This is a genomic window from Arthrobacter sp. TJ-217, from assembly GCF_058269255.1.
The window spans coordinates 214983-223713 of record NZ_JBZCNJ010000008.1; the positions used below are offsets into that span (position 1 = coordinate 214983).

Annotated in this window: 8 protein-coding genes; 6 read left to right on the forward strand and 2 right to left on the reverse strand. The window is 65.2% G+C overall.

Annotated features, from left to right (window positions below):
- Positions 1-2577 (forward strand): ABC transporter permease, encoded by a 2577-nt coding sequence (locus tag AC4D2R_RS15010; RefSeq protein WP_490940927.1) that lies wholly within the window; start codon positions 1-3, stop codon positions 2575-2577.
- A 245-nt stretch (positions 2578-2822) separates the two neighbouring features.
- Here AC4D2R_RS15010 and AC4D2R_RS15015 read toward each other — a convergent pair whose 3' ends face one another.
- Both AC4D2R_RS15015 and AC4D2R_RS15020 read right to left on the reverse strand, forming a co-directional pair.
- Positions 2823-3488, reverse strand: coding sequence for a response regulator (locus AC4D2R_RS15015; protein ID WP_490940928.1), 666 nt, complete (start codon positions 3486-3488; stop codon positions 2823-2825).
- Positions 3485-4780: a sensor histidine kinase gene (locus AC4D2R_RS15020; protein ID WP_490940945.1), complete on the reverse strand. Its 1296-nt coding sequence runs from the start codon at positions 4778-4780 to the stop codon at positions 3485-3487. Before AC4D2R_RS15020 ends, AC4D2R_RS15015 begins: the two co-directional genes overlap by 4 nt.
- A 213-nt stretch (positions 4781-4993) precedes the next feature.
- On the opposite strand from AC4D2R_RS15020, the gene AC4D2R_RS15025 reads away from it, so the two are divergent.
- From AC4D2R_RS15025 to AC4D2R_RS15045, 5 genes are all read left to right on the forward strand, one after another.
- Complete coding sequence (locus tag AC4D2R_RS15025; RefSeq protein WP_490940929.1) at positions 4994-5173, forward strand: hypothetical protein; 180 nt, start codon at positions 4994-4996, stop codon at positions 5171-5173.
- Positions 5174-5395: 222 nt separating this feature from the next.
- Positions 5396-6574 carry an AI-2E family transporter gene (locus tag AC4D2R_RS15030; RefSeq protein ID WP_490940930.1) on the forward strand — a complete coding sequence of 393 codons (1179 nt, stop codon included), beginning with the start codon at positions 5396-5398 and terminating at the stop codon, positions 6572-6574.
- Positions 6575-6784: 210 nt separating this feature from the next.
- The gene (locus tag AC4D2R_RS15035) at positions 6785-7531 is read left to right on the forward strand and encodes an ABC transporter ATP-binding protein (protein ID WP_490940931.1); all 747 of its coding nucleotides are present in this window, start codon (positions 6785-6787) and stop codon (positions 7529-7531) included.
- On the forward strand, positions 7518-8318 hold the full coding sequence (locus AC4D2R_RS15040) for a hypothetical protein (RefSeq protein ID WP_490940932.1): 801 nt from the start codon (positions 7518-7520) through the stop codon (positions 8316-8318). Before AC4D2R_RS15035 ends, AC4D2R_RS15040 begins: the two co-directional genes overlap by 14 nt.
- Before the next feature lie 54 nt (positions 8319-8372).
- A complete protein-coding gene (locus tag AC4D2R_RS15045) occupies positions 8373-8609 on the forward strand; it encodes a hypothetical protein (RefSeq protein ID WP_490940933.1) in 237 nt (78 codons plus the stop codon).
- The last annotated feature ends 122 nt before the right edge of the window (positions 8610-8731 follow it).

An 8731-nucleotide genomic window follows, 5' to 3' on the forward strand; every position in this document is an offset into this window, starting at 1 on the left:
GTGCTGCAGGTAGCCCTTGCGCAGCTGCGTGTTCATGCCCGCCGTTTCATCGCCGTCGGACTCGCCGTCATGCTCGGCGTCGCTTTCCTGTCCGCGACACTCATGGTCAGCGCAACCACCAAGGCGAGCCTCGCCCAAAGCATCGGTGCGTCCTACGCACGGGCCGACCTTGTCATTACCGGGGCCGACGGCGGGGATCTGTCCGCGGACGCCGTCGATAACCTGGTCGCGGTACCAGGGGTCGAGGCAGTCCATCCGCTCGAGCGCGTCTTCACCAAGCTCACCACAGGTTCGCAAGCCTCCCGCGCCGTTCTAACCTCCACCGCGCCGGAACAGCTGGAGACTGCGGTTATCGACCGCGGGTCCTACCCCTCGGGGGTGCAGGAGGTGGCCCTCGACGCGGCGTCAGCGGCGCGGCTCAATGTCGCGCCGGGTGACACGGTCGCCGTCGATTCCGGGGCACCCTCCACCTCACCGTTGAACGCCTTGACCGTCACGGGCCTTATCGAGCCCAGTGACGATCCCACGGTAGCCCATGCCGTCCAGGTCCTCGCGTCACCGGCGGTGGTGCGGGAACTCACCGGCGACGTCGCGGGTTTCCAGAGGGTCCAGCTCGCGCTCTCCCCCGGCGCCGATGCCGCCGCCGTCACCAGCGAAGTCATTGCAACCCTCGGAGACACTCCGGAGGGAGTGGAACCGGTTGTGAAGACGGCGTCCGACCAGACGGTGAGCGACGTCGCCGCGTTATCCGACGGCACGGACAGGCTCACCGGAATCCTGCTGGCCTTCGCTGGTGTGGCCGTGATCGTCGCCGGGCTCGTCATCTCGAACACGTTCTCCGTCCTGGTGACGCAGCGCACGCGGGAGCTGGCCCTGTTGCGCACCATCGGGGCGGAACAGCGGCAGGTGCGAACCTCGGTGCTCGTTGAAGCGGCCATCGTCGGACTGGTATCCGCCGTGCTCGGCGTCCTCCTTGCGGTCGGCGTCATGGCGATCCTCGTTGGCCTGGCACAGGGAACCGGCTTCGGTTCCTTCGCCGTGCTCTCTGTACCCGCGTCAGCGGTCCTGATCGGTATGGCCGTGGGCGTCGTGATGACGATCCTCGCAGCGTTCGCCCCTGCACGGGCGGCCACGCGGGTCGCCCCGCTTGCCGCGCTCCGTCCCGCCGATCCAACGCCGGTGAGGAGCAGGAGCGGCAGGACACGGCTGGCCGGCGGGGTCGCATTAATTGCCGCCGGGGGTGCCCTGCTCCTCTTCGGCTCCCTGCAGGCCAGCATCGTCCCCGCGGTTGTCGGTGGCGCGTTCTCATTCCTCGGCATCGTCCTCCTCGCACCCTTCTTCATCCCCCGGAGCGTCGCCGTGGTCGGGCGTATCGCCCGGCCGCTTGGAGTGGCCGGTACGCTCGCGTCGGTCAATGTGCTGCGGAATCCCGCACGGACGACCGCGTCTTCGGTGGCCCTGATGGTCGGGGTGACCCTCGTATCAATGATGATGGTCGGCGCCCAAACCGCGCGGACGTCGTTCGATCGCGAACTGGACGGGAACTACGCCGTCGACCTCGCGGTGGCGGGGTCCGGTACGGCTGCGGCCGGACCGGACGGCCCTGCCGTGGAACCGGAAGGCCTGGACGCCCCGACCCTGCTGCGGGTGGACGGCGTGCAGAACGTCGTCGAGCTCACCCCTGTGATGCTGACCAGTTCCGACGACGGCGGGCAACTGGTGTACGCAGCCGACGCTGAGGCGGTCTCTGCCGTCCTCCGCTCCACCGGGGTGGCGCTGACCGACGGCATGCTCCTCGCCCCGCAGGCCTGGAAGCAGACCGAGGTGACCCTTGACGGAGGCGGCGGGCCGTCGACCCTGCCCGTCACGCCGACCGACGCTTCCCTCTTCCTGCCGCTCATCACCACGAAGACGGCCGAGCAGCTCGGCGGGACACCGCCGGACGCACTCCTGAACTATGCCGGTGAGACGGGAGACCCCGCGATCGACCAAAGGCTCACCGGGCAGGATCTCGCTGCGTACGTGGGGCAGACCTTCTGGCTCAAGCTCGACGATGGTCTGGAGACCGCGTCGATCGTCGAGGTTCAGTCGCGGATCGTGGACACCACCGGAGTGTCTGAGTACCAGGTCACGGGAGCGGCAGTCGAACGGGCCGCCTACAACCAGATCATCGATTTCATGCTCCTGATCGTGACCGCTCTGCTCGCGGTGGCCGTGCTCATCGCCCTGATCGGTGTCGCCAACACCCTGTCCCTGTCGGTCCTGGAGCGGCGCCGGGAGAACTCGCTGTTGCGGGCCCTTGGCCTCACCCGGAGCCAGCTGCGGGGAACACTCGCGATCGAGGCGGCACTCATCGCAGGCGTTGCCGCCCTGCTCGGATCGGTTCTTGGGATCGTCTATGGCTGGCTCGGCGCCCTGTCGGCGCTCGGCGCCATTGCCACTGTCAGTCCCTCCATTCCGGTCGGGCAGCTCCTGGCTGTCCTCGCGGCCGCCGTGGCCGCCGGCCTGCTGGCCTCGGTCCTCCCGGCCCGACGGGCAGCCCGCCTCTCCCCCGTCGCGGGTCTCGCGGTGGAATGACCCCTGCCACTGCAAGGGGTCCTGGCCGGGCTCTGCTGACACCAACCGGGGTGGCAGCAGAGCTCGGAGGGGGAAGCTGACGCCCACACGGTCGTCCCTCTGCCGGAGCGCTGTCACCGCCAGTTCTGCACCTTCCACAGCGGCTTCCACTCGCCTTACTTGTTCCAGGTCGAACTGCGCGTCGGTGCGCGTCGCCTCCCACCGCGCCCGGATTTTGGGGACGACAGTGGAGGCCGGCTCGCCTGTTACTCGATGCTGACGGTTCCTGTGCGTATGCCCCAGAGGACAATCTGGAGGCGGTCGCGGGCGCCGGTTTTCTGGAGCAGATGGGCGAGATGGTATTTGATGGTGGATTGTTCCACGAAAAGTTGTTTAGCGATTTCGGCGTTTGAGAGGCCCTGCGCGAGGAGTTGCAGGACGTCGATTTCCCGGTCGGTGAGCGGCGAAGGAAGCGGCGTGCGCATCCCGGCCGGCGGTGTCGATGGGCGGCGCTGCACGAACTCTTGCAGGATTCGCCGTGTCAGCCGCTGGTCGAGGGTTCCATCGCCCTGTGCGACCGAGCGGATGGCGTTGAGCAGCGTGTCCTCGTCGGCGCCTTTGAGGAGGAAGCCCGCGGCCCCTGCTTCGAGAGCGGAGAAAATGTCGTCGTCAATGTCGAAGGTGGTGAGGATCAGGATCTCGCTGCTCAGGGTGGCATCGGCGGAGATGATGCGTGTCGCGGCGACGCCGTCCATGACGGGCATGCGGATGTCCATACACACGACGTCGGGGCGAAGCTCCGTGGTCAGCCGGATGGCTTCCCGACCGTTTTCGGCTTCCCCGACGACGGTGATGTCGGCGGCTGAGTCGAGCAGGATCGATAGTCCGGCCCGAACGATGACCTGGTCGTCGGCGATCAGGACACGGATCATTGTGGTGCTCCTTGTACGAGGTTCGGGATTCGTAGCCGGTTGCTCCAGCCGCCGGTTTCCGTACGCCCGGTGGTCAGTTCGGCTCCGATGAGTTTCGCCCGCTCGTGCATGCCGACGAGCCCGTATCCATGGTTTGCCCGGTCGTGAACCGGTATCGGCTGAGCGTAGGTGATATCCCGGTAGTGGAGGCTCGACGTGTTTTCCACGGTCAGGACAGTGGCCTCGGGTAGGTACTCGATCGTCACCATGCACTTAGCCCCTGGAGCGTGGCGTGCGGCGTTGGCCAGCGATTCCTGCACCACGCGGTAGACGGTCGCCTGGGCGACGGGCCCGAGATGGGATGCTTCCCCTGTCGATTCGAAAGTGACGCTCTGTCCGCGGCGCACGGCGGCATCGATCAGCTCCGGGAGATCACCCAGTCCCGGGGTGCCGATGGACGCCCGGATATCACCGGTGGCACCTTCGGTTTCTGGGTCCGGGCGGAGTAGCCCGACAGTCCTGCGCAGATCGACCATCATCGCCCGGGCCTCTCCTTCGAGTTCACGGAGCATGGCCCGTGTGCGCAACGGATCCTTCTCGATCAGTGTTCCTGCCGCCTGCGCCGTCACGATAATGCCGGAGAGGTGGTGTCCTGAGATGTCGTGCAGCTCCCTGGCAAGGGCGGTCTGCTCGGCCCGCCGGCGCTGAGCCTCATCCCGTACCTGTTCACGGCGGATCATCTCGTCCCGCTCACGCGCAGCAGTGGCGAGGTAAGCGCGGTTGCGGACGAGTTCAGCGGCCAGGGCCGGTGCCGCAAACTCGAAGAACAGACGCCCGGCGATCAGGGCGAAGACGAGCAGCGGGGGTTGGGTTCCGCCCAGTGCCACCCCAAGGACGAGGGCGCTGCTCGTGAGCGCAAGTGCCATCAGGACGTACCACGCCCGGGGCCGTGGTGCCCACCGAATGAGGTAAAAGGCGGAAACCACGACCGCCAGGGTCCCGAGCCCCAGGTCCGCCCCGCCGGTGACGAGGAGAACCGTCTGCAGCATCACGACGATCGCGAACACCGGCGCTGGGGCACGGTAGCGAAAGAGAAGTGCAGCGGCCTGCCCGGCTACGAGAGCCGCCTGCAGCGCCGTCAGAAGCAGTGGCTGACGCGGCACCGAGGGATCGATGCTTGTGATGATGAGGTTGGCGATCGCGACCGCGAGGACGACGGCGGGGAGGGCAACCACGCGTTGGAGTGACCGTGGATGCTCGGACTCCGACGTTGCGCCGGCCGCGCTGTCTCGGGCCCTTCGCCGGGCTCGCATGGACTTCACGGGATAAGTCAACCACGAACGCACCGGCATACCCGGACGCCCCGTCAAGGCCGGGAAAGGTCCCACCAATCGGACGGCTGCAGACTGTCCTTTTGGCTAGTGAAGGACTGTCCGTTTGGCTAGTGCAGGACTGGTCCTTATGGCTAGTGAAGGACTGGTCCTGGGGCTGGGGTGCGGAGGGTGCGCAGCTGGCATCTTGGAAGTATGAACAAGCAAGAGAATGAACCCCTCCTCGTAGAGCACCTTTCGAAGTCCTTCCGCGGTGTCCGCCGGGTCGAGGATGTTAGCTTCACCGTCGGCGCAGCCACTACCGGAGCCCTCACCGTCCTGACCGCGCTTCTTCTGACCGGCGCCGCGTTCACCCTGAAACGCCGCAGCCTCTAACGGCCGCATCTACCTTATGGATCGAGGGAGGATCCGTGCATTCGGTACACATCAGGAACTGCTGGCGACCGATTCGCAGTACTGGAACCTCCTCGACGCCCTCAGCATCCCTGCAAACCAACCCGACAACTCAGATTCGTTCATCACGAACCTGCACCGGCCAAGGGAAGAGTCATTCGGCATTGAAGAAGGAAAAGCATGTCTAAGCAGCAAAATCAGGTGATGGAGGACGACAAGGATGTGACGCCAGCTGCGTCCACGAAATCTTTGCCAATACGACGGATCCGCAGCGGAGCGTTACTCTCCGCACTGACAGCTGCAGCGGCAATTTCGGGCAGAGCACTCATCCTCGCCGCCGCGGTCATTGGGGTTTGTTACTTGCTGTCGAAGGTGTGGGTGGTGGTTCTCCCACTCATTCTCGCGTTGCTGCTGACCTCGGTCCTCTGGCCGGTCACGCGGTTCTTACGTCGCGCTATGCCAGCGGCCGCAGCGGCGGCCATCACCATTGTCGCGTTGGCGGGTGCTGCGGCCGGGATCGGTTGGGCTGCCGCGGCGTTGTCCATGAACGGGGTGCGAGAGCTGTCAACGCAGATGGCCGCGAACCTTCAGAACCTTGAGGCTTTCGCTGAGTCTTTGTCCTTCTCGAAAGCGGACCTCAACGAAGTCCTGAAGCCAGCGGTTACCTGGCTGCAGGAGAACGCGGGTCAGGTCCTGACGCAGGTTTCCCTCGGCTTGGGAACAGTCGGTTCCCTCACCGTGACCTTCTTGCTGACGTTGATTCTCACCTTCTTCTGCTTGAAGGACGGAGACCGGTTTTCGGGGTGGCTTCTGCGGTGGACAACAGGTACGGCTCTCGTTCATACCGCGGAAGTGACATCGAGGAGTTGGCGGACATTATCGGCCTACATATCCTCACAGGCAGCAGTAGCACTTGTTGACGCCGTCTTCATCGGGATCGGTCTCTGGCTCCTCGGCGTTCCGCTCGCTCTACCCCTTGCGGTGTTGATCTTCTTCGGCGGATTCCTTCCGGTTATTGGGGCAGTAACCACCGGGCTCCTCGCTTCGATCGTGGCACTCCTTACGGAAGGATGGATCACAGCCTTGATCGTGCTGGGCCTGGTCCTGCTTGTGCAGCAGCTTGAGAGCAACGTACTTCAACCACTGCTGGTCGGACGATCTTTGAAGCTTCATCCTGCAGTGGTTCTCATCGGTGTAGCAGCCGGCGCATCCCTGTTCGGAATCGAAGGGGCCTTCCTCGCCACACCCACTGTCGCCGTAGTGATGATTACATTCCAGTACGCCAGGGAGCAGATGCTCGAACCCGTAAGCAGGTTTCCACTGCTCACGACTGAAGAGACCCCCGGGCCGGCTAGCGGAAGTCTTTCATCGGTATCAACATGAGATGCGCGAAGTATCCGTGGTGACGGCACTGTTGTTTTATATTCCTGGGCTGAGTCAACGGAATAGGGCATCGGGGGAGCACCACAGCGGGTGCGTGGCTCGGACGGCTGCAGACTGTCCTTTTGGCTAGTGAAGGACTGGTCTTGGGGCTAGTGAAGGACTGTCCCTGGGGCTGGGGTGCGGGGGGCGCGCAGCTGGCATCTTGGAAGTATGAGCACGCAAGAGATTGAACCCCTCCTCGTTGAGCACCTTTCGAAGTCCTTCCGCGGTGTCCGCCGGGTCGAGGATGTTAGCTTCAGCGTCGGCGCCGGCCGCATCACGGGCCTGCTTGGGCCCAATGGTGCCGGTAAGACCACCACGATCCGTATGCTGCTGGGTTTGATCGCCGCTGATGCCGGGAGCGCGCTGGTGTTCGGGAAGCCTTTCCGCGACCTGTCCGATCCCACCCGGGTCGTTGGAGCGGTCCTGGATGCGGGCGGTCTTCACCCCGGGCGCACCGCACGCCAGCACCTGAGGATCGCCGCCGCGCAGGGTTACCATGCGGTGGCCCGTGTGGAGGAGGTGCTCAATATTGTGGGCCTGAGCGCCGACGCCGACCGCCGGATCCGTGATTACTCCCTGGGCATGCGCCAGCGTGTTGCCATCGCTGCGGCGATCCTGGGTGATCCGAAGATCCTGGTGCTCGATGAGCCGGCCAACGGCCTGGATCCTGCCGGCATTTACTGGCTCAAGCACTACCTGCGTTCCTTCGCCGACCATGGCGGCAGTGTCCTGCTGTCCTCCCACATCCTCGCCGATGTGGAGCAGATCGCGGATGACATCGTGGCCATCGCCGATGGGCAGGTGCGCTCAGCGACCACGCTCACCGAGGCCCTCGCCGCCTCCGAGGGCGACCTTGAGGACTTCTACCTCTCCATGATCAGCTCTTCCGAACGGACCACCCATGCTGCGCGCTGAAATCCTCAAACTCACCACCATCCCTGCGACGCGGATCGCGGTCCTCATCGCGGCCCTTGGCCTGGTTGCCACGCAGCTCTTCGCCACCGTCCTGGATCCTTACCTCGCCCAGAGCGGAGCCTCGGGCCCGGAAGCCGCCGGCGGGACGGTCATCGATATGACGCTGGCCTCCGAGCAGCTGGCAGTGCTGAACCTCCTCGGAGGTAGTAGTTCCCTCGGGATTGTCCTGATCGCGGTCATCCTCCTGGGCGTCCTGGCCGGGATCAGCGATTTCCGCTTCGGCGGCATGGTCGGTACGGCACTGGCCCAACCGCGCCGTGAGCGCATCGTCCTGGCCAAGACCGGGGCCACCGCGCTGATCGGCGCCGCAACAGGACTGATCCTCGCCGCCGTGTCCGTCATCACTTTGGTCCTCACGCTGATCCTTGACGGAACGGCCCTGGCCGCGGCCCTGCCCGACATTCTGGGCTCCCTTGGCCGCGGCGTCCTGGCCATCACGTTCCTGAGCCTGATCGGACTGGCCGTCGGTCTGCTGCTGCGGAACCAGCTCACCGCGGTCCTGGTCATGCTCGCCGTCCTGGTCCTGGAACCACTCCTCCTGGGAATCATCCAGCTCGCCACCGGGACCTCTCCGATCTGGGCCCAGCTGATGCCCGTGACCTTATCCCACGCCCTGATCAGCGCACCCAACGCACTCGCCGGCGCGGGCTCTCTCGGAACCCTCACCGTCCTGACCGCGCTTCTGCTGACCGGCGCCGCCCTCGCCCTGAAACGCCGCAGCCTCTAACCCACCACCCCCCACCCACCAACCAACTAGCCCTCCAACCCGAATGGTTTTCACATGACCCACCATCCCCATGTCCAAGGACATGAACCCGGCCGCACCATCGTGCTCTGGGCAGTACTCACCGCAGCACTGGCCGCCAACGTCCTGACCACCACGGTGGTTCCCATCTTGGCGCTCTCGATCCCCTCCGGAGTCGTCATCCTCGTCAGCGTGGCACTCCTTGTCCGGGCGCACCGGCGCCGGAGGCGCGCAGCATCAGGAACAACCCCCTCCACCGAATCGGAGCACTGACATGAAATACACCCCCAAATTCGCGGTCATCACCACCGCGCTGGCCGCGTCGCTCGCGTTCACCGCCTGCACCTCCTCGGCCGCCACCAAGGACGCCCCCGAGGAAGCACCGAAGGTGCTGA

What these genes read in the sequence shown, in the direction of transcription:
- AC4D2R_RS15020 (WP_490940945.1), bottom strand. Translation starts at nt 4,780, where the DNA reads ATGCGAGCCCGGCGAAGGGCCCGAGACAGCGCGGCCGGCGCAACGTCG.
- AC4D2R_RS15030 (WP_490940930.1), top strand. Translation starts at nt 5,396, where the DNA reads ATGGAGGACGACAAGGATGTGACGCCAGCTGCGTCCACGAAATCTTTG.
- AC4D2R_RS15025 (WP_490940929.1), top strand. Translation starts at nt 4,994, where the DNA reads ATGAACAAGCAAGAGAATGAACCCCTCCTCGTAGAGCACCTTTCGAAG.
- AC4D2R_RS15015 (WP_490940928.1), bottom strand. Translation starts at nt 3,488, where the DNA reads ATGATCCGTGTCCTGATCGCCGACGACCAGGTCATCGTTCGGGCCGGA.
- AC4D2R_RS15040 (WP_490940932.1), top strand. Translation starts at nt 7,518, where the DNA reads ATGCTGCGCGCTGAAATCCTCAAACTCACCACCATCCCTGCGACGCGG.
- AC4D2R_RS15035 (WP_490940931.1), top strand. Translation starts at nt 6,785, where the DNA reads ATGAGCACGCAAGAGATTGAACCCCTCCTCGTTGAGCACCTTTCGAAG.
- AC4D2R_RS15045 (WP_490940933.1), top strand. Translation starts at nt 8,373, where the DNA reads ATGACCCACCATCCCCATGTCCAAGGACATGAACCCGGCCGCACCATC.